The sequence below is a fragment of the Bacillus luti genome, from assembly GCF_009739945.1.
GTDB lineage: Bacteria > Bacillota > Bacilli > Bacillales > Bacillaceae_G > Bacillus_A > Bacillus_A luti.
In genome coordinates, this window is record NZ_CP040336.1 from 1,598,463 (window position 1) to 1,624,469 (window position 26,007).

Here is a 26,007-nt window from a genome sequence, read left to right on the forward strand (position 1 = left end):
GAAAGTGATGGAGGAGTATGTAGTGATAAAAAATGAACGCCACGTTTTAGTTGTTTTTCCACATCCGGATGATGAGTCCTATTGCGTGGCAGGTACAGTTTTAGCTTATACTGAGCAAAAGGTTCCTTTAACATATGTCTGTTTAACACTAGGTGAGATGGGAAGAGCGATGGGAAATCCTCCTTTTGCAACACGTGAATCATTATATGCTATAAGAGAGAAGGAACTAAAGAGAGCTACAAACATTTTAGGGATTAAAGATTTACGTATGATGGGATATCGTGATAAAACTCTTGAATTTGAAACTCCCGGAGAGTTAAGACGTGTAATACAAAAATGTGTAGAAGAATTGAATCCTTCGTTAGTCATTTCTTTTTATCCGGGATATGCCGTTCATCCAGATCATGATGCAACAGGAGAAGCGGTGGCCGAGGCGTTAGCTAATATTCCGGAATACAAAAGACCAACATTTTATGCAGTAGCTTTTTCAAATAATCATGAAGCGGAAATAGGTCCTCCAAATTTTAAAAATGAAGTGAAACAATATGTGCCAAAAAAGTTGGAGGCATTGCGAGCGCATGCATCACAATTTGCTACTAAGGTAACAGAACTGAAAAGAGAGTATGAAGATGGTGTTCCAGAAACTGTTGAGTGGTTAGAAAGAGAACCATTTTGGATATATCCATTCAGAGATAAGACTAAGTGATGCGATAGTTGAAGGTGATGAATATGTATTTTGAATATAGGAATCGAAAGGTCTTTTACAATATAGAAGGATCGGGACCTGTCATGTTGTTTTTGCATGGTCTTGGAGGAAACTCAAATAATTGGTTATATCAAAGGCAATATTTCAAGAAAAGCTGGACAGTGGTTTCACTGGATTTACCTGGACATGGGAAATCTGAAGGGGTGGAAATTAGTTTTAAAGAATACGCAAATGTTTTGTATGAGTTATGCAATTATTTAAAGTTACAAAAAGTAGTTATTTGTGGTCTTTCAAAAGGGGCTAGAGTAGGGGTTGATTTTGCTATTCAATATCCAAGCTTTGTTTTGAGCTTAATTATTGTAAATGCATTTCCCTATTTAGAATTAAAAGATCGCAAAGAACGCCTTGAAGTATATGATTTACTTAGCATACCGGATAACGGAAAAACATGGGCGGATACGTTATTGAAGGCGATGGGAGTAGAAGGTAATAAAGTAATTGTCCGGGGGTTTTATCAATCTTTACAGTCCATTAAACCGGCGCATATTCAAAGGTTATTTGCTGAATTAGTTGATTATGATCAAAGACCGTATCTTTCCATTATTGCTTGTCCCGTTTTAATTATAAGGGGTGTAAACGACTATTTTGTTCCGGAGAAATATGTGAGAGAATTTGAGATATGTTTAAGAAATACGATTTACGCTGAATTTAAACATAGTGGGCATTTACCGTATTTAGAACAACCTACTAGCTTTAATTTAACAGTAGATGCGTTTTTAAATAATAAGATCGGTTAATCCTGTTGTTAATAAATTGAAGATAGTTCGTTTTGAGAGGAGGGAACAGGATGGAATGGAAACCAAATCGTGCAGAGAAGACCCCCGTGTATAAACAAATCGCTGATTATATTGAAAGAGGCATTTCTTCAGGTGAATTTCCTTCTGATAGTAAGTTACCTTCTGAGCGTATGTTAGCAAAGGAATTACAAGTGAACCGGAGCACAATAGTAGCTGCGTATGAAGAATTAAAGTCACTTGGAGTAGTAGAACGGCAAAAAGGAAGCGGGACAAGAGTGAACACAGATATATGGGGTGTGTCGCATAAACGTATACCGAACTGGGGTAGGTACGTTGAGGATGGATCGTTCTTACCAAATGTCCCACTCGTTCAACAAATTCGAACAGAAACACAAAAAGATGACTTAATCAATTTAGCGAGTGGTGAATTGTCACCAGAATTAATTCCAAGTGATAGGTTTCGAACGATTATGTCTGAGAAAACATTTATGGAAAATCTCGGTTATGACCATCCACTTGGAAATGAAATGTTGAGAAAAACAATTGCAGCACACGTCAATCAATATAAACAAATTGAAGCGGATTCAAATTCTATCCTTATTACATCAGGAGCACAGCAGGCACTTAATCTTATCGTTCAATGCTTATTAAAGCCTGGAGATGCGATTGCGATTGAGGATCCTTCCTATTGTTTTTCACTTCCCATGTTTAAATCTGCAGGGTTAAAAATATTCCATTTACCTGTTGATCAGCATGGAATGAATCCAGATGACTTAATTGATTTGCATAAAAAACATCGTATACGAATGGTGTTTTTAAATCCAGATTATCAAAATCCAACTGGAACAGTACTATCATTAACGAGACGTAAAAAGATTTTAGAATTATCTTCTGAATATGGTATACCAATTGTAGAAGATGATCCGTATAGTTTGACTTCTTTTAATGGAGAAGTGAATCCGACATTAAAATCGATGGATCCAAACGGGAATGTTCTTTATATAAGTTCACTATCAAAAATTGTTGCATCAGGATTACGTATTGGATGGGTAATTGGTCCTACGCGCGTAATAGAGCGTTTAGCAGATGCAAAGCAGCAAGTTGATTTTGGCCATAGTGTATTTACGCAGTGGGTAGCAAATCAATTTTTAGAATCAGAGGATTTTCATACGCATATTACGATGCTTCGTGGACAATTGAAGCAAAGAAGAGATGTATTAATTGCAAAGCTTAACGAAATATTGGGAGAGCGAGTTGAATGTTTCGTTCCAGAGGGTGGAATACATGTATGGTGTAAAGTGAAGGGAACGTTTGATGAATACCACTTATTGGGTGAATCTATACGGAATGGTGTCGCATTTGTTCCTGGAAGTGTTTTAGGTTCTAAAAATGAATATATACGATTTACGTTTGGTAGAGCGAATATAGAACAAATTCAACTTGGAATTACACGGTTTGCTGATACGTTAAATGAGATTTCATAATATGGATGTCAAGATAGTGAAAAGAGGGAAAGAAATGAAGTACGTGACACTTTTACTTCAAGTAGGCGTGCTGTATATATTTAGCCTAGTTGGTCTATGGATTCAGGAAGTATTTGAATTATCGATGCCAGGAAGTTTAATAGGGATGTTAATACTGTTCTTGCTCCTTTCTACTCGGACTTTTCCATTAAAATGGTTTGAATTGGGTGCGGAGAAGCTAATCGTATTTTTACCGTTATTTTTAATTCCCTCGACAACTGGATTAATGGAATATGGATCGTTTCTATTAAGTAAGGGCAGCAGTATATTCCTTTTAGTTGTTGCAAGTACGGTAGTAACCTTGGCTATTTCAGGGTATGTAAGTCAATTGTTAGTAACATCAAAAAAATAAAATCGACAAGGTGCGTTATTGAAATGCTCTTAATTTTTATTACTGTAGTAATATATATATTTGCGACAAAGTTATATAAAAAATTCACGTTTCCATTTACTTTACCGGTGTTAACAGTAACGGCGATTATGATTTGTTTATTCCTCACGTTTGGAATTTCTCATCAAGATTATAAGGAAAATGGAGGGGACATCCTTTCAGGGTTCTTGAGCCCTGCAATTGTAGCATTGGCCATACCTTTATTTAAAGAGCGAAAGATACTTATGAAAAACTTTTTATCAATACTTATCGGTGTAGTGATAGGTATAGTGGCCTTAACAAGTATGACTGTAGTGATTGGTGGAATTTTAAATATAGATAAAGAACTGATATTAACTACTCTACCACAATTAGCAACGATGCCTATTGCTATTTCATTAGCGGATCAAATTGGTGGTATTCCATCTATGACTTCTAGTTTTGTAGTTGTGGCAGGAATAACTGGTGCTATTATTGGACCGACAGTACTTAAGCTTTGCGGTATAACAAGTACGATTGGAAAAGGTGTTGGAATGGGTTGCGCATCACATATTATTGGTGTGAGTCGTCTAGTGAAAGAAGGCGAGAAAGAAGCCACTATTGGTTCAGTAACGATGATTGTAACAGGAATACTTATTAGTATATTAATACCGTATGGAATGAAATTTGTATTTTAAAATGTATGGAGATGATAAAAGTGACAACATGGTTTATAGTTACATTATTTATTTTTGGCGCTCTTAAAGTACTAGTTTCTAGTATGCCGACTTCTGTTGTAGAATCTATTATTAGTAGATTTGAATTACATCAAAAACTTGATGAAGAGAGTACTATTATATCGCTAGATGGGAAAAATATAGAGGGCGAAATGAAAAATCAAGTGATAAACGACTTTAACGAGGCTTTATTTTTAGATAAACATTATTTTCCGCCGCACGGAGAAGGGACACCAATCATCATTGAAACGAAGAAAGGGAAAAGAACAATTACATTATCGATATATAGCTATGAGGAACATGTTGATGTAATAAAACAATACAAGAAGAACGTTGTTGCCTATCGTTTACGTTCTAAAAGTCTTCAAACTTTGGCACCAGTAGCAATAAATGAAGATTATGCTTAAGGAGAGATCAATAATGGTCTCTTTATTTTTGTATCCAATTGTATATTATCCAAATAAAAGAAAGGAAAATCATATACCCAAACAAAGAATAAGTATGATGCCAATTTGCACTATGAATAAATAAACCTAGTTTCTCAGTGACTTGTTCAACCATACTAGCACAAATACCTATTGAGATAATAAGTAGAGTTCTGGAAACTGCAGATAATGTTTTTGAAATTTGTATGAAAGCAGCTGTTAAAATTGGTAGTACAAATAACGTGAAGCCTATGTTGACTGAAAATATAGATGGAAACGGTCTAACTGGAAAGGAATATATTTGTTTCGTGACAAAGAAAGCATCTAAGCACGTTCCGATAACAGTAGAGAGCAAGATTGTAACTGTTAATGCTAAAAAATCATTCTTCTTCTCTAAGGAGGACATTTTTCTTTGCGAGAATTGCCAATTCAATTTTTTCGAGTGTTTTGCAGTAGTCTTCTGTAATTTGCCCAAATATATGTTCCTCCTTATTAGTTAAATAATGTATCACTTGCCAGTCATTAAACCAATCTTCATGTTTTGTTTCTTCGTGTTTCACATTTTTCCACGCGTACATAAGTGCAGGACTATATATACGATAGGAATCATTTCTTAATTGGCAATTTTTTATTCTTCGTTTATAAAACTCTCTTGAAAAGGATTCATTTACACTTGAAAATAAATGTGGCCAGTAATCTTTTCTTGAGCCTGTATGAGGATTAGTATCTGCCCAATGCTTAACTTGAGATAAAATATGTTCATTATGAAATAACAATGTGTATAATCTTTTTCCAAGTGAAATTCGTTCATGTAGCGAAGTGAAGTGTGTCATTGTATCACCAATTAGTAATGTTTTAGCATTCATTTTACTTTCGTAAAAAGGGAAGAGGATATGATTGAACTGAAAAAAATCAAATAGTTTAAATCCAATGCTGTTTAGAACATTTTTTTTGAAATGTTCATTTTGAATAACTCTTTTTTCTAAGTAATTTTGCTCATTAATAATAGTAGCGATTGCTAACGTTCTTTTGTCGCCAGTTTTCCAAAAGGAATTCCACATCGTTTCCATAAAGGTGGAAACATTGAGGTGAGAGAGAAGGCGGAAAAGGTTTGTGGCTCTTTTTATACTTTGTTCATATAGTAAAAATTGTGGATATACATCTTGAAAAATAAGCCAATTTCCACGTTCTAAAAAAGAAAAGAAAGTAAATTGATCTTTTTCAGATAATAGCTTTGTATATAAATCTCCTTTTAAATCAGTCATGTTCCAACCGCCGTTACGTGACACCATATGTCCGAGCAGTGCCCAATGTATTTCAGGATACTTTTTGTGAAACTGAAAGTAAGCACGAGTCCTTGTTACATTATTTTGATTTAATAATTTTGTTTGTTCTTTAATTGTATGTAGTAATATTTCTTCCTCTTTCGAAAGGGTGTAATGGGAGTTATTTACGTTGGTACATTTTTGTTTTAGCTCATTTTTTATAGAGAAGAGGGAAAGAGGGGTATTTTTGTAACGTTTATTATGTGTGTTGTCGTGGTGCATATAAATCCCCCCTATTTAAGTCTGTTATCATAAATGTATTAGTAACTACTTAAATAAATGATATGTGAAGGAAATGAAAAGTTGCAACATAAAGAAAAAGGAAAGAGGAGACTGACCCTTCTTTCCTTTTTCGTATTTATTGGAGCTGAAAATTATTATATAAACCTATGAAGAATGAGTTCACTTTTCCAGCAGAGTAGAAAATGAATCGGCATGAATAGGTTTACTGTAATAGTAACCTTGAATAAAATGACATTTATTTTTTTGAAGGAAACTCACGTGTTGTTTCGTTTCTACGCCTTCGGCGATAACAGACATCTCTAATGTATGTGCTAATGTGATGATTGTTTTAATGATTTCCTTTCCATCTTCACACGTTTCGGACATTGTAATAAATTCTCTCGGGATCTTTAACGTATCAATTGGATATAAGGGTAAGTATGCTAGCGAAGAATAGCCTGTACCGAAGTCATCGATTGATATGTGAATCCCTAAACCCTTGAGTGTCCGTAGCTTTAATAATGTCTCTTTCTCATCCATCATTGCAATGCGTTCCGTTAATTCTAGGTCAAGAGAACCTGCGGGTAAGCCAGTAGTTGCTAAAGTAGAAGAAATGGATTGTATAAAATCTTCTTGCGCAAATTCTTTGGCCGATAAATTAACCCCTATTTTTAAATGAGAATATCCTAGTGTGTGCCAGCGTTTCATTTGCTGACATGCTTGTTGTAAAGTCCATTTTCCAATTGGAATGATTTGCATTGTTTCCTCAGCAATTGGTATAAATTCATTTGGAGAAATGATACCTAGATCTGGATGATTCCAGCGAATTAAAGCTTCAGCTCCAACAATTTTATTACAATTGCTATCAACTTGAGGTTGGTATAAAAGAAACAACTCTTCATTTTGAATTGCGTTCGGTAAATCTTTTTCTAATCGTAATCGTCTTTCAATCTTTCTAGCAATTATATCGTCATAAATAGAGACAGAGTTAAGCTCTTTTTCCTTTGCGTCATACATTGCAACATTAGCGTTTTTCAATAGTGTAGTGATATCGATTCCAGAATATGGATAAATAGCAATCCCGATGCTAAGAGATAAAGTCAACTTATGTTCGTGTATGACAAACGGTTTTTTCATGCTTTTAAATAATTGGTTACATAACGATAATAAGGAATCTTGGTCAGTATAGTTTTCAATTAGGATTGTAAATTCATCCCCACCAATTCTTGAAACATAAGTATGTGATGAAAGGCATGATTGGAAACGTTTTGCTACTTCTTCTAATATGCAATCACCTGTAGAATGTCCAAGTGTATCGTTAATAACTTTAAAGCGGTCTAAATCTAAATATAGCAGTGCAAATTCACTTTGTTTTGCTTGTGCATTTCTTATAACAGTTCTTAATTTTTTTTGGAAAAAGGCCCGATTCCCAATTTTTGTGACAGTATCATGGAATGCTAAATATTTTATTTCTTCTTGCTGTTTTTTAAAGGCGGTAATATCTTTCACCATAATGTAGCTTCCTGAAATTTGTTCATCTACCATAATAGGAACGATAGTAACATATAAAAAATAAGTAAAGCCGTTCTTATATTGAGAGTGAAGTTGTAAGGAAGTAGATTCTTGTTTTTTTACTTTTGCTAATGCGGACACAAGTTTAGGCTTATCTTCATCTAAAATAACAGAAAGACAAGTTTCACCAAGTAATTCACTAGAAGCCGCTCCGAATAGAATATTTCCTGCTTTATTTACATTTAAGAACGTCCCGTTTAAATCAATTGTAAAAATAGGGTCTGGATGATATTCATATAATGATTTGAATTTTTGTTGCTTTTGAGATAAAGCTATTGATTTTTTGACTAAATCAGTAGTTCGTAAAGTAACTTTTTCTTCTAATTGAGTATTAAATAGTTGTAAGCGCTGTGTTAATTTTTTGTTTTGCATATGTACAATGGAATGACGAATCAGCACGAATACAAAAGTAATACAATTTCCTGTAATAAGGGTGGATGATGATGTTTGCTCTTTGAGTGTAAATCCAATTAAGATTGCAACAGCAAGATAGGGAAATACGACTAAAACTTTTTTTCCTAGAATAGGATCTACAATAAAATAGCTTGTAGCGCTATTTTGAGATTTTGGAATAGAACCAGCTATCGCAATGAGTAATATAGGTATTCTATATAAAAGGCGTAATAATGTTATCGTCTCTGTTGATAAATGGCTGTTTAAGTAAAAATAAATATAGTTAAAAGTTGCAGAACTTATTAATACAAAAATAAAAATATAAATCTTCCGTTTAGAATTAAAAATTGTTGGGCGGAAAAAGATACTAACACCTAGTAGAAGAAATAATAAATCTGCAATTGGATATAGAAATGAAAGGAAAATATCTCCCAGTGAAAGAGAGAATATATTTAAATCCGGCTCATTAAATAAATACCATTCTAATGTGAATATAGAAGTAAGTACGATACATATATCACAAATAAAGAACAATTTTCCCCATTTATTGCACTCTTTTAAGATTTTATAGCAGAAAGCGATAAGGAAAAAAAGTAAGAAAAACATGTAAAACACATCAGAAACAGTAAAATGGTGTATTGCAGGTTCAAAAAAGGTATTTTGATATGTATATACAACTTTTCCTAATAGAAAATTTCCAATGGCAATGGTGATACATATCCAAAACGGATTTGAACGGACTTTTTTTGAATATATAGAGTAAATGAGTGATACAAATGTAATGGCTTCAACGATGAGTGAAGCGAAGCGTACACTAAAATTTGAAAACTGAGTAGGGAATAGAAAGAAAAACATAGAATAGATGGAATAGCCTATCAGTGTTGTAATTAATATACAAAGTTGTAAATTTTTATTTAGTTTCAATTAAATCACCTTCTATAAGTATGCGCTATATTCGTAATATCTATACATAATAATATTACTTAAGGATTGTATCAGATTTCTTTATAAAAATCATGTTTATAAGGAAAGAATTAAAGAGTGTAATACTTCTTAAAATTGAAAAAGTATTGTACTTGATAGTTTGTACTGTTATTAAGGTTTTAGATGGAAATTGTATATTTAGTCATCATTTGAATTTTAAAGATTTTTTAGTGATTTGCAAGTAAATATGTAAAGTTGCATATAAAATGATGAAAACATTCTTTCTAGATGAGTTTTTGGGTGTTATAGGTTGCTTTAAGTAAGACGTTTGTATGTATCTATTCTCATACTAATGAGGGATTTCAAAAATGTTTTACGTATATACAATAATACGTAATCATGTATGAAATTTTTAGTATGGGAGGAAGAACATGAAAAACTGGGTGAAGTTTCGGATAGCACGTCCAACAGATAAGTTTGAAGAGGTTACATCTTTTTATGAAAAAGGATTAGGTTTAAAACGTATAGGTGAGTTCTATGATCATGAAGGCTATGATGGAGTTATGTTTGGTCTACCTGATGAAGAATATCATCTGGAGTTTACAAGACATGAAGATGGAAGTCCCTGTCCAGCTCCAACGAAAGACAATTTATTAGTATTTTATATGCGAGAATATAGTGAAATAGAAAAAGTGAGTAAGAGGATGCATGCAATGGGATACGGTGAAGTAGAACCAGAGAATCCGTATTGGAAAGAAAAAGGGATAACAATAGAGGATCCAGATGGTTGGAGAATTGTGTTGATGAAAATAGAAGAACAAGGTTTCAAATTATGATGGGGTAAAAATAAATTAGCTTCCTTCTAGGAAATAAAAATAGAAGGAAGTTTTTTATTTATAGTCTGAAAATTTTATTTTGACAATTAATTGAAAGGAGATGTAAATTGAGAACGTGTATTCTTATAAGTTTGACAGTATTGCAATTCAAAAGAAATGTGTAAATAGGGAGGGTTTTTTATGTTATTTCGAATTGAAGATGCAGAAATATACTATGAAATCGTTGGAGAAGGAAAACCAGTCATTATCATACATGGCTGCGCTCCTGATCATAGGTTAATGATGAAATGTATGGAAGCAGTATTTCAGAAATATGAAAGTTATAAGCGAATATATATTGATTTACCTGGAATGGGAAAATCGAATGCTCCAGATTGGATAAATAGTTCAGATCGTATAGTAGAAGTGCTTATCACATTTATTGAGAAAATCATTTCTACGGAAGAATTTTTATTAGTAGGAGAGTCATACGGAGGCTATTTAGCTAGGGGAATACTCACAAAGCTGTTTGAAAGAGTTAACGGATTACTATTAGTATGTCCTGTTGTTGTAGCGGATCCAGAAAAAAGGACTCTTCCAGATAAACAGGTAATTTTACAAGATGAGGAATTTTTAAATAAGCTCACTTCTACGGAAAGAGAGGGTTTTAGTGAGTTAGCGGTGGTAGCAAATGAATATACATATAAGCGATTTAAAGAAGAAATTAAGCCAGGACTAGATATTGCTAATTATGAATTTATTGAAAGGTTGCAAAATAATTACTCTCTTACTATGGATTTTCATCATAAAAAATATGAGAAACCCGTTCTTTTATTAGCCGGAAGACAAGATATATCGGTAGGGTATCAAGATATTATAGAAATTATTGAAGATTATCCAAGAGCAACATTATCAGTTTTGGATATGGCAGGGCATAACTTACAAATTGAACAGCCTGAATTATTCGAGAGCTTAGTAGGAGAATGGATTAGACGAACAAATCAGCAAAGTTTATCCCGCTTTAATGGGCAGTAAGACCCCCACCTCAAAATTCAGCGAAAGCAAAGAAGTTAGTTGGGGATCGGGCTGCCCATAAAAGTCCGATTGGTGAGGGCTAATAATCAGTGGGGGATGAAGAAAACCCCCACTGATTAAAGTTTCACTTTATAAAAGACGAATGAACATTTTCAAGGAGGACGTATGAATACATATATTTATATGGTTAGGCACGGTGAATTGCCAAAATTAGAAGGGAATGAAAGAACACGTGGATTAACTGAAAAGGGAAGTTTAGACGCTCATAGAGTAACGGACATATTAAAAACAGAGGAAATTGATGCTTTCATTTCAAGTCCGTATAACAGGGCTGTGTTAACGATAGAAAAAACAGCGGGTTTCTATGAAAAAGAAATATTAATATATGAAAATCTCAAAGAGTGTATGTTTTTAAGTGAGGATCAGATTATATCAGATAAAGAGGTGTATCCACTTGTAAAGAAGATGTTTTCAAATCAGAATTTTGCACTAACGGAAGGGGAGTCATATAAGGATTGTCAGAGAAGGGTAGTGAAAGTGTTAAAAGAAATATTAATGGATTTTCAAGGGCAAAAAATTGTAATTGGTACACATGGGCTTGTAATGACACAAATGATGAATTATTTTGATAATCAATACGGGTTTGAATTTCTTATACATACATCGAAGCCTGACATATATAAACTGGAATTTAAAGACGAGCAATTAATGGATGTAGAAAGATTATGGATAGGAGAATGAAACTGAATATATGGAATGTGTTTTAATTCGTATTTATAAAAAACACTCTTTTTTACAGAATAAACAATTAGTTTTAGTAAACCCGGGAAGTACGTTATTAGGGGAAATGTTTGTGTTTATGATGATGTATATACTTTTATTGTGAATGAGTAGTCTATATTCTTAAATTGTGAGATGAAAATAGAAACACCCTATTTACGGTAAAAATCGTAAATAGGGTGAATTCATTTGTATTAAGTTGTGTTTTATAAATTTTCATTAATTTGCTCTTTGTTTTTGTTTTGTAAAGTATGTAAGAGTGTTTGAAACATCTTAAATGATTGCTGAAAGATTGGACTTTGAATAAAAGTGTATAGAAAAGTTACGACAAAAACAGGACCACCGAGCATAAATCCAATACCGAGTACAACGCATTCTACAATGATTCGAGCACGGCTAATAGATAGACCTGTTTTATCGGAAATAGTAAGCATGAATCCATCACGAGGTCCAGCGCCAATTCCAGCCGCAACATACATACCTCCTCCGATACCTGTAATGGCAATACCAGAAAATAAAATGAGTAAGTTTAGCCATAAATAATTAGTAGCGTTTGGAAGAATATTTGATTGTAAGAAAAAGTCCATAATAGGACCGATAAGTAGTGCATTTAAAAATGTACCCACATTTATATATTTTCGATCTACTAGCAAAGAAATCAAAACGAGACATAATCCGCATATGACGCTCCACGTGCCAATGGTCCATCCGAATTTTTGGTAGAGGGCCATATTTAAAACTTCCCAAGGATGTAACCCGAGGAATTTAACTTTGACTGCAAGAGCATTTCCAAGGCCAAAGAAAATTAATCCTAAGAAAAAAAGAAAATAGCGAAAGAGGGTTAGCCTCATCTTTCATACCTCCTATATTTTATAATTATGAATGTTACATGTTAAAGTTTAAATGTACAAATATTATGACTCCTGTTGATTTGTTTTAAATCTTTAAAAATGTAAATGGAATATATACTTTCACAGTCAAAAAAGTTAAAAAATTTTGTCTTAAGGATTATAATGAAGAAAGAAATATAAAAGGGAGTGAACAAATTTGAAACAAGAGCTTATTGAAAGATTTACGAGATATGTAAAAATTGATACGCAATCCAATGAGGAAAGCCATACAGTTCCAACAACACCTGGACAAATCGAATTTGGTAAGTTATTAGTGGAAGAGCTAAAAGAAATTGGGTTAACAGAAGTGACGATGGATGAGAATGGATATGTAATGGCAACACTTCCTGCTAATACGGATAAGGATGTTCCTGTAATTGGCTTTTTAGCACACTTAGATACAGCGACAGACTTTACAGGGAAAAACGTAAAACCACAAATTCATGAGAATTTTGATGGGAATGCGATTATATTAAATGAAGAGCTAAATGTTGTGTTAACACCAGAACAATTCCCAGAATTACCATCTTATAAAGGTCATACGATTATTACAACTGATGGTACGACACTTCTTGGAGCAGACGATAAAGCCGGTCTGACTGAAATTATGGTTGCAATGAATTATTTAATACATAATCCGCAAATTAAGCATGGGAAAATTAGAGTGGCATTTACACCAGATGAAGAGATTGGCCGTGGACCATCGCATTTTGATGTAGAAGCGTTTGGCGCATCATTTGCTTATACGATGGATGGAGGTCCATTAGGTGGTTTGGAATATGAAAGCTTTAATGCTGCAGGTGCTAAGTTAACATTTAACGGAACAAATACACATCCTGGAACCGCGAAAAATAAAATGCGTAATGCAACTAAACTGGCTATGGAGTTTAACGGGCATTTACCAGTAGAAGAGGCACCAGAATATACAGAAGGATATGAAGGATTCTATCATTTGCTTTCTTTAAACGGTGACGTTGAGCAAAGTAAAGCGTATTATATTATTCGAGATTTTGATCGTGAAAATTTTGAAGCGCGTAAACATAACGTTGAAAATATTGTGAAACAAATGCAAGAGAAATATGGACAAGATGCAGTCGTTTTAGAAATGAATGATCAGTACTATAACATGCTTGAAAAAATTGAACCTGTGAGGGAAATTGTTGATATTGCATATGAAGCGATGAAAAGTTTAAATATCGAACCGAATATCCATCCAATTCGCGGTGGAACAGATGGATCACAGTTATCATATATGGGATTACCGACACCAAATATTTTCACTGGTGGTGAAAACTATCACGGTAAATTTGAGTATGTTTCGGTAGATACTATGGAAAAAGCTGTTCAAGTTATTGTAGAAATTTCAAGACGATTTGAGGAGCAAGCTTAAAAAAGAACCAAGTAGTACGAATGTGCTACTTGGTTCTTTTAGTATAGTACTCGCCACAAATAAAAGGTTGCATAAGATTCCCAATTTGCCCAGTTTGCCGCAAAGTCTTTTATTTCATGTTTAGCAGGTTTATTTTCGGAACCTGTTATACATTTAATAGCATTATGCAAACCGACATCGTCAATTGGAAAAGCGGAAGGAAATCGTAAACAGCGCATTAAAACATAGTTGGCAGTCCACGGCCCTATACCATGGATAGCAGTTAGTTGTTTCTCAGCAAGCTTTACATCTTGTGTTTGTAGTAAATCCTCTTTTGACAGTTTTCCCTCTGTAATAAGCTTGGCAATACCAATTAAATATTCACATTTTCTCGTCGTCATTTTTAAGTCTTTAAGATCTTCTACATGTAAATTTGCAATTATTTCAGGTGATGGGAATATCCAATGTTTTCTATCGTCCCATTCTACATAACTTCCAAATGTCTCAACTAACCTTCTTTTTAGCGTATAAGCATATGTGAGATTAATTTGCTGACCGATAATTCCCCAGGAAAGTGCTTCGAATAAATCCGGAATACCTAAAGTTCGAAGTCCATAAAAGTTTTGAACAGGACCTTGAAGGAGTGGATCAAGTTGAGCTAATGTATAAAAGGGGGCTAAATCAGTAGTTAAATCAAACCACTCTGTTACATAGTTAGCTACAGCAACGCATATCCATTTGTCAGAGATATATGATTCTCCTAAAAAACGTATTTCCAAATGGCCATCAATGTTCATATTAATTTCAACCAAAGGGTTTATATTTTGAACAGGAATAACTTTATAAATTTTATTATCTTCAATGTGAAACATACATTCATTGTTAGAACGGGATAGATAGCGTAAATTTTCTTGGAAACTAAATTCTTTCGGAACTGTTAAAGTTAATGCGCTAGTATATTCAGCTGTCATATGCATTCTACCTGTGACTTTTCTAATATAAGCAATTCTTTTTTCATTTCTAATCCACCTCTAAAGCCGGTTAGTTTCCCATTCTTTCCGATAACACGATGGCAAGGAATTGTAATGAGAAGAGGGTTGGCAGCAATAGCAGTAGCAACGGCACGTATAGCTGTAGGTTTTTGCATTTTTTTGGCAATTTCTGAATAAGAATATGTCTTCCCATAAGGAATTTCACGTACCGTATTCCAAACAGATAATTGAAAGGCGGTTCCGTAAGCATCGATAGGGAATGTAAAAGTTTCCCGCTTGTTTTCCAAATACTCGATAACTTCTTTCGTATATGTTTGCAAGTAATCTGGATTGTCGGTCAATTTATATTGCGGCAGTTTTTTTCTAGCCCATATAGTTAGTTCTTCGAAGTTTTCGTCTTGTGATCCAATGAAACATAGTCCATTTTCAGTTGCGGCAATATGAAAGCGCCAATTTTTATGTGTAAGGAGCGTCCAATATATAGATTTATTTTTGTAGGAATTCATTATTGTATCCCTCTTTCATTTCATTCTTTTTTCGATATTCAGTCGGAGTAAAGCCGGTTTTCCTTTTAAATAAAGTTGCGAAATACTCAGGGTTCTCTATCCCGACAGCAGTACTAATTTCTTTAATAGATTGATTTGTATGTGAAAGATATTCTGCAGCTTTAACAATCCTGAATTGTTGTATATATTCTATTGGACTTATTCCTATCAGTTTTTTGAAAGTACGTTGTAAATGAAATGGGCTACCGTGGCACATTTCTGCGAGTAGGTCGAGAGTTAATCCTTCGTCAAAGTGTTTTTCGATATAATCTTTAATTTGTTCTACCCACTCTTCGTTAGGTAAAGTTATCCCATTTGGTTTACAACGTTTGCACGGACGAAAGTTTTCACGCAATGCTTGCTCAGCATTTAGAAAAATTCGTACGTTGTTTTTATTCGGTATTCTCGATTTGCACGATGGCCTGCAGAAGATCCTAGTTGATTTCACAGCATAAAAGAATTTAGTATCATAGGAAGAATCATTATGAATAATTGCTTGCCAATACTCACTTGTTAATGTAAATCCTTGATTGTGCAAAGAACATCACCTCTGAAATTAGTATAACCTGAATAATGTGCATATGTACGTATTTACAAATGTAAGAGCAAGATTACAAAGATGGAAATATGCTTGATTTTCTATTTTGTGGTAGCATGAAATTTGAAAGTGAACATCAAGAGGAGGATTATAAGTGAAGTTAATTTCATGGAATGTAAATGGTTTGCGAGCAGTTATCGCAAAAGGTGGATTTTTAGAATATCTCGAGGAATCAAATGCTGATATATTTTGTTTACAAGAGATTAAATTACAAGATGGACAAATTGATTTAAATCTAGAGGGATATTATACATATTGGAATTATGCTGTGAAAAAAGGATATTCTGGGACAGCTATTTTTTCGAAAAAAGAACCGCTTTCTGTTACATACGGTTTAGGAATTGAAGAGCATGATCAAGAAGGACGAGTTATTACTTTAGAGTTCGAAGATTTTCACATGATAACGTTATATACACCAAACTCCAAACGAGGATTAGAACGATTAGATTACAGAATGAAATGGGAAGATGATTTCAGGGCGTATATTAAACGATTAGATGGGAAGAAACCAGTTATTTTTTGTGGTGATTTAAATGTTGCTCATAAAGAAATAGATTTAAAAAATCCAAAAAGTAATCGAAAAAATCCCGGGTTTTCTGATGAAGAAAGAGAGAAATTTACATGTATTTTAGAAGAAGGATTTATTGATACATATCGTTATCTATATCCTGATCAGGAAGGCGCATATTCGTGGTGGTCGTATCGAATGGGAGCCAGAGCAAAAAATATTGGATGGCGTTTAGATTATTTTGTTGTTTCCGAAAGAATGAAAGACCAAATAACAGAGGCGAAAATTAATAGTGAAGTAATGGGATCAGACCATTGCCCAGTTGAATTACATATAAATTTCTAAAAAAGAAGTGTCCCCCTAATATTAGGGGGATACTTCTTTTTTAATTCAGTTTGTTAAAATTTTTCAAATCTTTCTTGAAATAATTGCATATTAAATATATACTTAGTAACGATAATCATTATCAATGAAAAAGATTATCAATTGATGAGGTGTAAAAGAATTATAGCTTAGGGGAAGTGAACGAGAATGAGTTCTGGATAGGATTATTCATCTAATGAAATATATATGTAAGATAAGTTTCATATAGTTAAGTTTTTTGAGAACATAGTTTGAAAATTCGAGAGGAGCTATATAAAGATGAACAAGAAATTATTTACATTAGGGATGGTTACAGTTTTAAGTGTAGGTTTAGCGGCATGTAATAGTGCAGATAAAACTTCAGGAGAGCAAAAACAACAAACAAAGGCTAGTGAGACGAAAAAAGAAGAAAAAAGAAAAATTACATACTTAGGTAAAGAATATACAGTGCCAGCAAAAGTAGATAAAATTGCGACAGCTAGTTTAGAGTCAATGGAAGATGCAGCAGTACTTGGAATTAAACCAGTTGGTGCCATTACTGTTGGTGGTAAATTACCGAAGTATCTAGAGAAAGATTTAGAAGGTGCGAAATCTGTTGGTGAGAAAATGGAACCAAATTTCGAAACATTACTTCAATTAAAACCAGACGTTATTACATCAAGTACGAAATTCCCAGCAGAAACAGCTGAAAAGTTTACGAAAGTAGCTCCGACGTTCCCAGTATCACATGTTTCAACAAATTGGGAAGATAACTTAAAGTTAATGGGAGAATTAACTGGTAAAAAGGATAAAGCAGAAAAAATTATTAAAGATTACAATGCAGATGCTGAAAAAGCAAAAGCAAAACTAGGGGATAAGTTAAAAGACAAAAAAGTACTTGTAATCAGACTAAGAGCAAACGAACTATTCCTATATCCAGAAGGAGTGTACTTCAACCCTGTAATTTATAAAGACCTTGGGCTAACTGCTCCAGAACAATTAAAGACTGTAAAAGCACAAGAGAAGATTTCATTTGAAAAACTTGCCGAACTTAACCCGGATTATATTTTCTTACAATATGAGACAACTGAGAATAAAAACCCGAAAGTGCTAGAAGAAATTGAAAAGAATCCAATTTGGCAAAGTATGAATGCCGCGAAAGAAAAGAAAGTATTTGTAAACGTTGTTGATCCAATGGCACAAGGTGGTACTGCTTGGAGTAAAACAGCATTCTTAAAAGAAGCAGTGAAAAATTTATCTAAATAATATAATAAGTAAGGTGCGTTGAATGATATGCAGAAAACAAATGCAGTACCAGTAACTATATTATGTATAGCACCCATACTCATCTTATTTACAGTTGTACTTTCCATTTTGTATGGGGCAAAAAGTATTGATGCTGAAACAGTGTGGAACGCATTATTTCATTTTGATTCAAGCGATGTAAATCATAATATTATTATTACTTCACGTTTACCAAGGGTAGTTGCAGCTCTTTTAGTCGGAGCATTTCTAGCCATATCAGGAGCACTTATGCAGGGGATGACAAGAAACTATCTTGCATCCCCTTCTATTATGGGTGTGACGGATGGGGCAGCCTTTGTTATTACACTTTGTATGATTTTTCTTCCGGGCATGTCCTCAATTGGCATGGTTTTATGTTCAATGATTGGCTCTGCACTTGGAGCCGGTATCGTGTTTGGTTTTGGTTCGCTTCTTCAAAATGGCTTATCACCAGTTCGGTTAGCAATTATAGGGACAGTTATTGGAACATTTTTAAGCAGTGTATCTGCTGCAATGGCTTCCTATTTCCAAATTTCTCAAAATGTTAGTTTTTGGTTTAATGCAAAATTAGATCAAGTCGATCCTAATATAATTAAAATCACGATACCTTTTGGGATAATTGGAATAGTTTTAGCGCTGTTTATATCAAAATCTATTACTATTCTTTCTTTAGGAGAAGAAGTTTCTATTAACCTAGGACAGCGTACAAAACTAATTAAAGCGATGGCAATTTTATCAGTTATTTTCTTAACAGGAACGGCAGTTGCTTTAGTGGGGAAAGTTGGTTTTGTAGGTTTAATTATTCCGCACATTACTCGCTTTATAATTGGAGTAGATTATAAGTGGATTTTGCCATGTGCAGGCGTTATTGGCGGCGTTTTTCTAGCATTATGTGATGTTTTAAGTAGATTTGTAAATTATCCATTTGAAACGCCAATCGGAGTCGTAACATCTTTAATTGGAATTCCTTTCTTCCTTTATTTAATCCGTACAAGAGGAGGAGAGAGACATGCTTAAAAGTTCAAGTCAACGTTTCGGAATGACGATGGGGATTATTATATTTTTAATACTATGTGCTATTTATATTAGTTTAACGAATGGTACGTTTGATATTACGATTACAGATGTATTTAAAACACTCCTTAGAATTGATCCAGTACCAGACCATGATTTAGTTATTTTTGAGTTTCGTCTTCCGCGTATTGTAATTGCTGGATTAGTAGGATTAGGTCTCGGTGTTGCGGGTGCTGTTATTCAAGGGATTACGAGAAACGGATTGGCGGATCCAGGTATTTTAGGAGTGAATGCCGGAGCAGGAACAGCAATTGTAATTTTTATGTTTTTCTTTCAAGGGCAATTAAAAAGCACAGACTGGGTTTCTATTATGATGATGCCAATGTTTGGTTTAGTCGGCGGATTAGGTGCAGCTATCATCATTTATCTGTTTTCTTGGAAAAACGGTAAGTTAGATTCGCAGCGTCTTTTATTAACAGGGATTGCGATTGGATCAGGATTTGGAGCCTTTTCTATGTACTTATCACTCAAAATGAAGTCAACTGATTTTGAAATGGCTGCAGTATGGGTGTCTGGAAGTATTTATAATGCAAACTGGAAATATATTATTGCTATGTTGCCGTGGCTTATTATATTAATTCCTCTCATACAAAAGAAAGCTTATTTATTAGATTTATTTCAATTGGAAGAAACGAGTATTACAAGTTTAGGTGTTTCAGTAGAAAGAGAGAAATCTATTTTACTACTAAGTAGTATAGGACTTGTGAGCGCATGTGTCGCAGTTTCAGGGAGTATTGGTTTTATTGGACTAATGGCACCGCATATAGCGAAAAGGCTTGTGGGTATTCAGCATAAGTATATTATTCCTACGTGCGGGGTAATCGGAATGTTTCTTGTAATTGCTTCGGACTTTATTGCAAAAACAGTGTTCACACCTGTAGAGTTACCAGTTGGAATCGTTATTTCTATTGTCGGTGTACCGTATTTCTTATATTTACTTTATAAGGCGAAAGCGTAAGAGGAGGAATAAAAGTGAGTATTTTAAGTGCAAAAAATTTAGAAACGAGTTATGAAAAGCTTACAGTGTTTCGCGATTTAAATGTGGAAATACAAGAAGGAAAAGTAACGACAATTATAGGGCCAAATGGGTGTGGTAAATCGACATTGTTAAAAACAATGGGAAGAATTTTAAAGCAAAAGAGCGGTAAAGTATATTTGCAAGGACAGGATTTAAATACAATTCCGACGAAAGAAATTGCGAAGCAGTTAGCTTTACTTCCGCAAACTCCAATTGCGCCAGGCGAGCTTAAAGTAGAAGAGTTAATTTCTTATGGACGCTATCCACATCGAAATAACGTAAATAAGTTAACTTCAAAAGATAAAGAAATGATTGATTGGGCATTAGAAATAACGAAAACTTCTGAATTTCGAACGAGACAAATTGCAAATTTATCAGGTGGTCAACGACAAAAGGTATGGTTAGCAATGGCTTTAGCACAAGAGACAGAAGTGTTACTACTAGATGAACCAACGACATATCTTGATATGTCTCATCAATTAGATGTATTACAAATTGTGGAGAAATTAAATAAAGAACATAATTGTACGGTCGTAATGGTACTACATGATATTAACCATGCAGCAAGGTTTTCAGATGAAATTATTGCAATGAAAGAAGGGGAAATCGTTACAACTGGTAGCCCAGAAGAAATCATTACAAATGAAGTGTTAAAAGAAGTATTTCATATTGATGCACGTGTCATGATTGATCCGTATAATGGGGCTCCTGTTTGTTTCGGTTATGATAGCGTTGTATCTCAAGAAGAAAAAGTAGAAATATATGTAACGAGTTAAGAAGGGGGGATATAAGATGAATACTACTATTGAAAAACAGCAGATTATAACATCTAATACAGAACAGTGGAAAATGTATTCGAAATTAGAAGGTAAGGAATATCAAATTCATATTTCAAAGCCGAGGCAGCCAGCACCAGAGTCAGGCTATCCTGTTATATACGTATTAGATGGCAATGCCTTTTTTCAAACATTCCATGAAGCGGTTAAAATACAATCAGTTCGAGCAGAAAAAACAGGTGTTTCACCAGCCATTATAGTAGGTATTGGTTACCCAATTGAAGGTGCATTTTCAGGTGAAGAAAGATGCTATGATTTTACGCCTAGCGTAATTTCAAAAGATGCGCCTTTAAAACCAGATGGCAAACCGTGGTCTAAAACAGGAGGAGCACATAACTTCTTTACTTTTATAGAAGAAGAACTGAAGCCTCAAATCGAAAATGATTTTGAGATTGATAAAGGAAAACAAACGTTATTTGGGCATTCGCTAGGTGGTTTATTTGCTTTACATATACTATTTACAAACGTAAATGCCTTTCAAAATTATTTTATTAGTAGTCCATCTATTTGGTGGAATAATCAATCTGTGCTTGAAAAAGAAGAGAATCTTATAAGTGAATTAAATAGTGCCAAGTTTGAAACAGGAGTGTTCCTTACAGTTGGATCACTAGAACGAGAGCATATGGTTGTAGGGGCAAACGAATTGTCAGAGCGCCTTCTCCAAGTAAAACACGATCAGTTTAGATTTATGTTTTATGAGGCTGAAGGGGAGAACCATGCATCTGTTGTGCCGACTTCTTTAAGTAAGGGATTACGATTTATTAGTTGTGTGTAGAGTGTGTACGAGATATGCATACTTTTCATATTTGGACGATTGATAAGAAACAGGAGAATCACGAAGTTCCTCAAAATATGATTGATATGTAAAAAAACAGTTCCATATTGAACGTGCTACAATTCAAATTGAAACACTTAAAATTAAACATAACGAAATGATTGTTTAATAAAATGCAAACAAAAGGCTATGGAGAAATTCTCCATAGCCTTTTGTTTGTTCAAGTAGAATTGTCCTTTTTGAAAGTTTTGTTTCAACTTTTCGTCTAAAGAGACAAAAAGTTGTCACAATTCGGTCACAATTAGCATAAGCATAGAATAGACGAAATGAACTTATTTCCAAAAAGGCTTGGTTTATTCCAAACATGATTCGTAGAGCTGCAAAAGCACGGATAAAAAGTTCACTATATTCTCAAGGAGGTAGATCGTATGAAAGCTATTCTTGCTATCGCTGGACTTATTTGGGTTTTATCACATGGCATTCCAATTTATGAAGGAGAACAAATTCGCAGTGCTCTAAATAAAAATTTTAATGAATATCATATCATTGATCGGCAAGATAATGTTGTGACAGTTCGTGTAAATGACTGTTTTCATACGGTAACCGTTGAAGGAACTTCAGTAGTGAATGATACAAAAGTATGTGATCAGCAGTAATTATATATAGGAAGAAAAAAGTCTCAGTTTGCAAGTGTGAAAATTGAGACTTTTATATTTGGGGACGAATAATAAGTGGGGAGGGACAATCCCCACTTATTGATGTTTTTTGAAAAAAGGAAAGGGTATTATGAAAATTGAGACTGAGAAGCTAATAATTTGTTAAGAATAATCATAGAGTGGAAATATACTCATATGGGGTATCATACATAGATATTTAATGCTATAATTGGTGTACTCGTAAAAGCAATTCTTGTATTGGATGAAGAGAAACTTTAAGAAGGTGATAATATGGATCATAAAGAGCATGAATCAGTAACACATAGATCAGAAAAAGAAAAAGAGCAAATTATAAATAGATTAAAGAGAATTGAAGGCCAAGTTCGTGGTATTCAAAATATGATTGAAAATGATCGTTATTGCGTGGATATTTTAGTGCAAATTTCAGCGATTAATGCAGCGATGAAAAAAGTAGGAATGGGTGTCTTAAAAAATCATACAAGTCATTGTGTTTCAGGAGCCATTAAAGATGGAAATGGTGACGAAGCAATTGAGGAATTAATGACAGTATTTGAACGTTTTTCAAAAGCGTAAAAACAAGCTAGTTTTTAACTGGCTTGTTTTTTGTTTACCCTTATATAGGATTTAGATGTATTGTAGTGAAAAAGTGTATGTAAAATAAACTTTTAGAAAATAATTGAAAAATCATGATACAAAACCATTGATTACCTTAGGGGGGTATGGTAAGATGTAGTTGTGATTAACAAACAATGAAGAAACAAGAGGAGGATTTTAAATGGAACAGTTAACATTACAAGTTGAAGGTATGTCTTGTGGACATTGTGTAAATGCTATCGAAAGCAGTGTGAAAGAGCTAAACGGTGTTGAACAAGTGAAAGTTCAATTAGCAGAAGGAACTGTTGAAGTTACTATCGACTCGTCTGCTGTAACATTAAAAGATATCGTTGCTGTTATTGAAGACCAAGGATACGATGTTCAATAATTATTTTTAGATATGGAAATAAATCGTACTTTAAATGAAGTACGATTTATTTTGCTAATAATTATACCTCATAAGGGTATATAGAGGTGAGAGATATGAATGAACAAAAAGAGGCCAATCTTCAAATATCAGGAATGACATGTGCAGCATGTGCAAATAGAATTGAAAAAGGTCTGAAAAAAGTAGAAGGTGTTCATGATGCAAATGTAAATTTTGCACTTGAAAAAACAAAAATAATGTACGATCCAGCGAAAACGAATCCGCAACAATTTAAAGAGAAAGTTGAATCGTTAGGATATGGTATCGTAAGTGATAAAGCTGAGTTTACAGTTTCAGGAATGACATGCGCAGCATGTGCGAATAGAGTTGAAAAGCGTTTAAATAAGCTAGATGGTGTGAATAAAGCGACAGTTAACTTCGCTTTAGAGTCAGCAACAGTAGACTTTAATCCAGATGAAATTAATGTAAGTGAAATGAAGAGTACAATTACAAAGTTAGGGTATAAATTAGAAACGAAATCAGATGAGCAAGATACATCAACTGATCATCGCTTACAAGAAATTGAGCGACAAAAGAAAAAGTTTATTATTTCGTTTATTTTATCATTCCCATTGCTGTGGGCAATGGTGAGCCATTTCTCATTTACATCTTTTATTTATTTACCAGATATGCTTATGAACCCATGGGTACAACTAGCACTTGCAACACCAGTACAGTTTATTATTGGAGGCCAGTTTTATGTTGGGGCTTATAAAGCGTTACGTAATAAAAGTGCCAACATGGATGTTCTCGTGGCACTTGGAACGTCGGCCGCTTATTTTTATAGTGTATATTTAAGTATTCAATCTATTGGTTCTTCGGAACATATGACAGACTTGTATTTTGAAACGAGTGCGGTACTTATTACATTAATTATTTTAGGTAAATTATTTGAGGCGAAAGCAAAGGGACGCTCGTCAGAAGCGATTAAAAAATTAATGGGATTACAGGCGAAAACTGCTACTGTTGTACGAGATGGAACAGAAATAAAAATTTTAATCGAAGAAGTGGTCGCTGGTGATATCGTTTATGTAAAACCAGGTGAAAAAATTCCGGTAGATGGAGAGATTGTAGAAGGAAAATCAGCGATTGATGAATCGATGTTAACTGGTGAAAGTATTCCAGTTGATAAAACAATTGGAGATATAGTTATCGGTTCCACAATGAATAAAAATGGATTTTTAAAAGTTAAGGCAACTAAGGTAGGTAGAGATACTGCATTAGCTCAAATTATTAAAGTAGTAGAAGAGGCTCAAGGATCAAAAGCGCCTATTCAAAGGGTAGCTGATCAAATTTCTGGCATTTTCGTACCAGTTGTAGTTGGAATTGCGATTATTACATTTGTTGTGTGGATGGTATTTGTTACACCTGGTGATTTTGGAGGAGCACTTGAGAAGATGATAGCAGTACTTGTTATCGCATGTCCATGTGCATTAGGTCTTGCAACACCTACATCTATTATGGCTGGATCAGGAAGATCGGCTGAGTATGGTATTTTATTTAAAGGCGGGGAGCATTTAGAAGCAACGCATCGATTAGATACAGTTATTTTAGATAAAACAGGCACTGTGACAAATGGGAAGCCAGTGTTAACTGATGTAATTGTAGCAGATGGATTCCGCGAAGAAGAAATACTACGTTTAGTAGGTGCGGCAGAAAAGAATTCTGAACACCCACTTGCAGAAGCGATTGTAGAAGGAATTAAAGAAAAGAAAATTGATATCCCAAGTTCAGAAACGTTTGAAGCGATTCCTGGATTCGGTATCGAATCAGTCGTAGAAGGGAAACAATTATTAATTGGTACACGCCGGTTAATGAAGAAATTCAATATTGATATTGAAGACGTTTCTAAATCAATGGAAGAGTTAGAACGAGAAGGCAAAACAGCAATGCTTATTGCGATTAATAAAGAATATGCTGGTATAGTGGCTGTTGCAGATACTGTAAAAGATACTTCAAAAGCAGCTATCGCAAGGCTTAAGAAAATGGGTCTAGATGTTGTTATGATTACAGGAGATAATACACAAACTGCTCAGGCAATCGCTAAGCAAGTTGGTATTGATCACGTAATTGCAGAAGTATTACCAGAAGGAAAAGCAGAAGAAGTGAAAAAACTTCAAGCGCAAGGTAAGAAAGTAGCAATGGTTGGAGATGGAATAAATGATGCTCCTGCTCTTGCTACTGCGAACATTGGTATGGCAATTGGAACAGGAACGGATGTAGCGATGGAAGCAGCAGATATTACGTTAATCCGTGGTGACTTAAATAGTATTGCTGATGCAATCTTTATGAGTAAAATGACGATAAGAAATATTAAGCAAAATTTATTCTGGGCATTAGCTTATAACGCGTTAGGAATACCAATTGCGGCATTAGGTTTCTTAGCACCTTGGGTAGCTGGAGCTGCGATGGCATTTAGTTCTGTTTCGGTTGTATTAAATGCATTACGATTACAAAGAGTGAAATTAAAATAAT

Annotated in this window: 27 protein-coding genes and 1 pseudogene; 21 read left to right on the plus strand and 7 right to left on the minus strand. The window is 34.1% G+C overall.

What is annotated here, in order from left to right:
• The first annotated feature begins 25 nt into the window (after positions 1-25).
• From bshB2 to EUC40_RS08305, 6 genes are read left to right on the plus strand one after another with little or no spacing between them, the layout of a single operon-like run.
• A complete protein-coding gene (gene bshB2, locus EUC40_RS08280) occupies positions 26-706 on the plus strand; it encodes a bacillithiol biosynthesis deacetylase BshB2 (RefSeq protein WP_156576920.1) in 681 nt (226 codons plus the stop codon).
• Positions 707-729: 23 nt separating this feature from the next.
• Positions 730-1,503 carry an alpha/beta fold hydrolase gene (locus EUC40_RS08285; protein WP_156574353.1) on the plus strand — a complete coding sequence of 258 codons (774 nt, stop codon included), beginning with the start codon at positions 730-732 and terminating at the stop codon, positions 1,501-1,503.
• A 50-nt stretch (positions 1,504-1,553) separates the two neighbouring features.
• Positions 1,554-2,987, plus strand: a complete 1,434-nt coding sequence (pdxR, locus tag EUC40_RS08290; protein WP_071713275.1) for a MocR-like pyridoxine biosynthesis transcription factor PdxR — start codon at positions 1,554-1,556, stop codon at positions 2,985-2,987.
• 34 nt (positions 2,988-3,021) lie between these two features.
• Positions 3,022-3,378 (plus strand): CidA/LrgA family holin-like protein, encoded by a 357-nt coding sequence (locus EUC40_RS08295; RefSeq protein WP_071713305.1) that lies wholly within the window; start codon positions 3,022-3,024, stop codon positions 3,376-3,378.
• Between the two features lie 23 nt (positions 3,379-3,401).
• Positions 3,402-4,073, plus strand: coding sequence for an LrgB family protein (locus tag EUC40_RS08300; RefSeq protein WP_156574355.1), 672 nt, complete (start codon positions 3,402-3,404; stop codon positions 4,071-4,073).
• Between the two features lie 20 nt (positions 4,074-4,093).
• Positions 4,094-4,519 carry a YfmQ family protein gene (locus EUC40_RS08305; RefSeq protein ID WP_156574357.1) on the plus strand — a complete coding sequence of 142 codons (426 nt, stop codon included), beginning with the start codon at positions 4,094-4,096 and terminating at the stop codon, positions 4,517-4,519.
• A 22-nt stretch (positions 4,520-4,541) separates the two neighbouring features.
• On the opposite strand, the gene EUC40_RS08310 is transcribed toward EUC40_RS08305, so the two are convergent.
• From EUC40_RS08310 to EUC40_RS08320, 3 genes are all read right to left on the minus strand, one after another.
• Positions 4,542-4,943 (minus strand): CBO0543 family protein, encoded by a 402-nt coding sequence (locus EUC40_RS08310; protein ID WP_156576921.1) that lies wholly within the window; start codon positions 4,941-4,943, stop codon positions 4,542-4,544.
• A complete protein-coding gene (locus tag EUC40_RS08315; protein WP_156574359.1) occupies positions 4,918-6,084 on the minus strand; it encodes a DUF2515 domain-containing protein in 1,167 nt (388 codons plus the stop codon). Before EUC40_RS08315 ends, EUC40_RS08310 begins: the two co-directional genes overlap by 26 nt.
• A gap of 180 nt (positions 6,085-6,264) precedes the next feature.
• Positions 6,265-8,973 (minus strand): sensor domain-containing protein, encoded by a 2,709-nt coding sequence (locus tag EUC40_RS08320; protein WP_156574361.1) that lies wholly within the window; start codon positions 8,971-8,973, stop codon positions 6,265-6,267.
• A 431-nt stretch (positions 8,974-9,404) separates the two neighbouring features.
• Between EUC40_RS08320 and EUC40_RS08325 the strand changes: the two genes are divergently transcribed.
• From EUC40_RS08325 to EUC40_RS08335, 3 genes are all read left to right on the plus strand, one after another.
• A complete protein-coding gene (locus tag EUC40_RS08325; RefSeq protein ID WP_156574363.1) occupies positions 9,405-9,809 on the plus strand; it encodes a VOC family protein in 405 nt (134 codons plus the stop codon).
• Between the two features lie 180 nt (positions 9,810-9,989).
• Positions 9,990-10,823, plus strand: coding sequence for an alpha/beta fold hydrolase (locus tag EUC40_RS08330; RefSeq protein ID WP_156574366.1), 834 nt, complete (start codon positions 9,990-9,992; stop codon positions 10,821-10,823).
• A 165-nt stretch (positions 10,824-10,988) separates the two neighbouring features.
• The gene (locus EUC40_RS08335) at positions 10,989-11,564 is read left to right on the plus strand and encodes a histidine phosphatase family protein (RefSeq protein WP_156574368.1); all 576 of its coding nucleotides are present in this window, start codon (positions 10,989-10,991) and stop codon (positions 11,562-11,564) included.
• Positions 11,565-11,809: 245 nt separating this feature from the next.
• On the opposite strand, the gene EUC40_RS08340 is transcribed toward EUC40_RS08335, so the two are convergent.
• The gene (locus tag EUC40_RS08340) at positions 11,810-12,454 is read right to left on the minus strand and encodes a YczE/YyaS/YitT family protein (RefSeq protein WP_071713284.1); all 645 of its coding nucleotides are present in this window, start codon (positions 12,452-12,454) and stop codon (positions 11,810-11,812) included.
• 196 nt (positions 12,455-12,650) lie between these two features.
• Here EUC40_RS08340 and pepT point away from each other — a divergent pair, with 196 nt between their 5' ends.
• Positions 12,651-13,883, plus strand: coding sequence for a peptidase T (gene pepT / locus EUC40_RS08345; protein ID WP_156574370.1), 1,233 nt, complete (start codon positions 12,651-12,653; stop codon positions 13,881-13,883).
• A gap of 38 nt (positions 13,884-13,921) precedes the next feature.
• Here pepT and EUC40_RS08350 read toward each other — a convergent pair whose 3' ends face one another.
• From EUC40_RS08350 to EUC40_RS08360, 3 genes are read right to left on the minus strand one after another with little or no spacing between them, the layout of a single operon-like run.
• Entirely contained in the window at positions 13,922-14,833 is a 912-nt protein-coding gene (locus tag EUC40_RS08350; protein WP_156574372.1) for a DNA-3-methyladenine glycosylase family protein, read from the minus strand.
• A complete protein-coding gene (locus tag EUC40_RS08355) occupies positions 14,830-15,360 on the minus strand; it encodes a methylated-DNA--[protein]-cysteine S-methyltransferase (RefSeq protein ID WP_156574374.1) in 531 nt (176 codons plus the stop codon). The genes EUC40_RS08350 and EUC40_RS08355 overlap by 4 nt, the downstream gene beginning before the upstream one ends.
• Entirely contained in the window at positions 15,341-15,937 is a 597-nt protein-coding gene (locus tag EUC40_RS08360) for a bifunctional transcriptional activator/DNA repair enzyme AdaA (protein ID WP_156574376.1), read from the minus strand. Before EUC40_RS08360 ends, EUC40_RS08355 begins: the two co-directional genes overlap by 20 nt.
• A gap of 154 nt (positions 15,938-16,091) precedes the next feature.
• On the opposite strand from EUC40_RS08360, the gene EUC40_RS08365 reads away from it, so the two are divergent.
• The 11 genes and pseudogenes from EUC40_RS08365 (at position 16,092) to EUC40_RS08410 (ending at position 26,006) form a co-directional block, all read left to right on the plus strand.
• Positions 16,092-16,850, plus strand: coding sequence for an exodeoxyribonuclease III (locus EUC40_RS08365; protein WP_071713289.1), 759 nt, complete (start codon positions 16,092-16,094; stop codon positions 16,848-16,850).
• A gap of 297 nt (positions 16,851-17,147) precedes the next feature.
• The gene (locus EUC40_RS08370) at positions 17,148-18,113 is read left to right on the plus strand and encodes an iron-hydroxamate ABC transporter substrate-binding protein (protein WP_001035496.1); all 966 of its coding nucleotides are present in this window, start codon (positions 17,148-17,150) and stop codon (positions 18,111-18,113) included.
• A 27-nt stretch (positions 18,114-18,140) separates the two neighbouring features.
• Positions 18,141-19,148: a FecCD family ABC transporter permease gene (locus tag EUC40_RS08375; protein WP_156574378.1), complete on the plus strand. Its 1,008-nt coding sequence runs from the start codon at positions 18,141-18,143 to the stop codon at positions 19,146-19,148.
• Positions 19,141-20,163, plus strand: coding sequence for a FecCD family ABC transporter permease (locus tag EUC40_RS08380; RefSeq protein WP_000920453.1), 1,023 nt, complete (start codon positions 19,141-19,143; stop codon positions 20,161-20,163). The genes EUC40_RS08375 and EUC40_RS08380 overlap by 8 nt, the downstream gene beginning before the upstream one ends.
• Before the next feature lie 14 nt (positions 20,164-20,177).
• Positions 20,178-20,999: an ABC transporter ATP-binding protein gene (locus tag EUC40_RS08385; protein WP_071713291.1), complete on the plus strand. Its 822-nt coding sequence runs from the start codon at positions 20,178-20,180 to the stop codon at positions 20,997-20,999.
• A 16-nt stretch (positions 21,000-21,015) separates the two neighbouring features.
• Complete coding sequence (locus EUC40_RS08390; RefSeq protein ID WP_156574380.1) at positions 21,016-21,834, plus strand: alpha/beta hydrolase; 819 nt, start codon at positions 21,016-21,018, stop codon at positions 21,832-21,834.
• A pseudogene (locus EUC40_RS27175) lies at positions 21,831-22,003 on the plus strand (cation diffusion facilitator family transporter); the annotation flags it as partial. The gene EUC40_RS08390 and the pseudogene EUC40_RS27175, both read left to right, overlap by 4 nt.
• Positions 22,004-22,262: 259 nt before the next feature.
• The gene (locus EUC40_RS08395) at positions 22,263-22,490 is read left to right on the plus strand and encodes a hypothetical protein (RefSeq protein ID WP_000644301.1); all 228 of its coding nucleotides are present in this window, start codon (positions 22,263-22,265) and stop codon (positions 22,488-22,490) included.
• A gap of 291 nt (positions 22,491-22,781) precedes the next feature.
• The gene (locus EUC40_RS08400) at positions 22,782-23,084 is read left to right on the plus strand and encodes a metal-sensing transcriptional repressor (protein WP_000349641.1); all 303 of its coding nucleotides are present in this window, start codon (positions 22,782-22,784) and stop codon (positions 23,082-23,084) included.
• Positions 23,085-23,286: 202 nt separating this feature from the next.
• Positions 23,287-23,493 (plus strand): copper chaperone CopZ, encoded by a 207-nt coding sequence (gene copZ, locus EUC40_RS08405; protein ID WP_000436973.1) that lies wholly within the window; start codon positions 23,287-23,289, stop codon positions 23,491-23,493.
• A 95-nt stretch (positions 23,494-23,588) separates the two neighbouring features.
• Complete coding sequence (locus tag EUC40_RS08410; RefSeq protein ID WP_156574382.1) at positions 23,589-26,006, plus strand: heavy metal translocating P-type ATPase; 2,418 nt, start codon at positions 23,589-23,591, stop codon at positions 26,004-26,006.
• Position 26,007 lies beyond the last annotated feature (1 nt).

What these genes read in the sequence shown, in the direction of transcription:
- EUC40_RS08285 (WP_156574353.1), top strand. Translation starts at nt 730, where the DNA reads ATGTATTTTGAATATAGGAATCGAAAGGTCTTTTACAATATAGAAGGA.
- pdxR (WP_071713275.1), top strand. Translation starts at nt 1,554, where the DNA reads ATGGAATGGAAACCAAATCGTGCAGAGAAGACCCCCGTGTATAAACAA.
- EUC40_RS08295 (WP_071713305.1), top strand. Translation starts at nt 3,022, where the DNA reads ATGAAGTACGTGACACTTTTACTTCAAGTAGGCGTGCTGTATATATTT.
- EUC40_RS08300 (WP_156574355.1), top strand. Translation starts at nt 3,402, where the DNA reads ATGCTCTTAATTTTTATTACTGTAGTAATATATATATTTGCGACAAAG.
- EUC40_RS08310 (WP_156576921.1), bottom strand. Translation starts at nt 4,943, where the DNA reads ATGTCCTCCTTAGAGAAGAAGAATGATTTTTTAGCATTAACAGTTACA.
- EUC40_RS08315 (WP_156574359.1), bottom strand. Translation starts at nt 6,084, where the DNA reads ATGCACCACGACAACACACATAATAAACGTTACAAAAATACCCCTCTT.
- EUC40_RS08325 (WP_156574363.1), top strand. Translation starts at nt 9,405, where the DNA reads ATGAAAAACTGGGTGAAGTTTCGGATAGCACGTCCAACAGATAAGTTT.
- EUC40_RS08330 (WP_156574366.1), top strand. Translation starts at nt 9,990, where the DNA reads ATGTTATTTCGAATTGAAGATGCAGAAATATACTATGAAATCGTTGGA.
- EUC40_RS08335 (WP_156574368.1), top strand. Translation starts at nt 10,989, where the DNA reads ATGAATACATATATTTATATGGTTAGGCACGGTGAATTGCCAAAATTA.
- EUC40_RS08340 (WP_071713284.1), bottom strand. Translation starts at nt 12,454, where the DNA reads ATGAGGCTAACCCTCTTTCGCTATTTTCTTTTTTTCTTAGGATTAATT.
- EUC40_RS08350 (WP_156574372.1), bottom strand. Translation starts at nt 14,833, where the DNA reads ATGACAGCTGAATATACTAGCGCATTAACTTTAACAGTTCCGAAAGAA.
- EUC40_RS08355 (WP_156574374.1), bottom strand. Translation starts at nt 15,360, where the DNA reads ATGAATTCCTACAAAAATAAATCTATATATTGGACGCTCCTTACACAT.
- EUC40_RS08370 (WP_001035496.1), top strand. Translation starts at nt 17,148, where the DNA reads ATGAACAAGAAATTATTTACATTAGGGATGGTTACAGTTTTAAGTGTA.
- EUC40_RS08375 (WP_156574378.1), top strand. Translation starts at nt 18,141, where the DNA reads ATGCAGAAAACAAATGCAGTACCAGTAACTATATTATGTATAGCACCC.
- EUC40_RS08380 (WP_000920453.1), top strand. Translation starts at nt 19,141, where the DNA reads ATGCTTAAAAGTTCAAGTCAACGTTTCGGAATGACGATGGGGATTATT.
- EUC40_RS08390 (WP_156574380.1), top strand. Translation starts at nt 21,016, where the DNA reads ATGAATACTACTATTGAAAAACAGCAGATTATAACATCTAATACAGAA.
- EUC40_RS08395 (WP_000644301.1), top strand. Translation starts at nt 22,263, where the DNA reads ATGAAAGCTATTCTTGCTATCGCTGGACTTATTTGGGTTTTATCACAT.
- EUC40_RS08400 (WP_000349641.1), top strand. Translation starts at nt 22,782, where the DNA reads ATGGATCATAAAGAGCATGAATCAGTAACACATAGATCAGAAAAAGAA.
- copZ (WP_000436973.1), top strand. Translation starts at nt 23,287, where the DNA reads ATGGAACAGTTAACATTACAAGTTGAAGGTATGTCTTGTGGACATTGT.
- EUC40_RS08410 (WP_156574382.1), top strand. Translation starts at nt 23,589, where the DNA reads ATGAATGAACAAAAAGAGGCCAATCTTCAAATATCAGGAATGACATGT.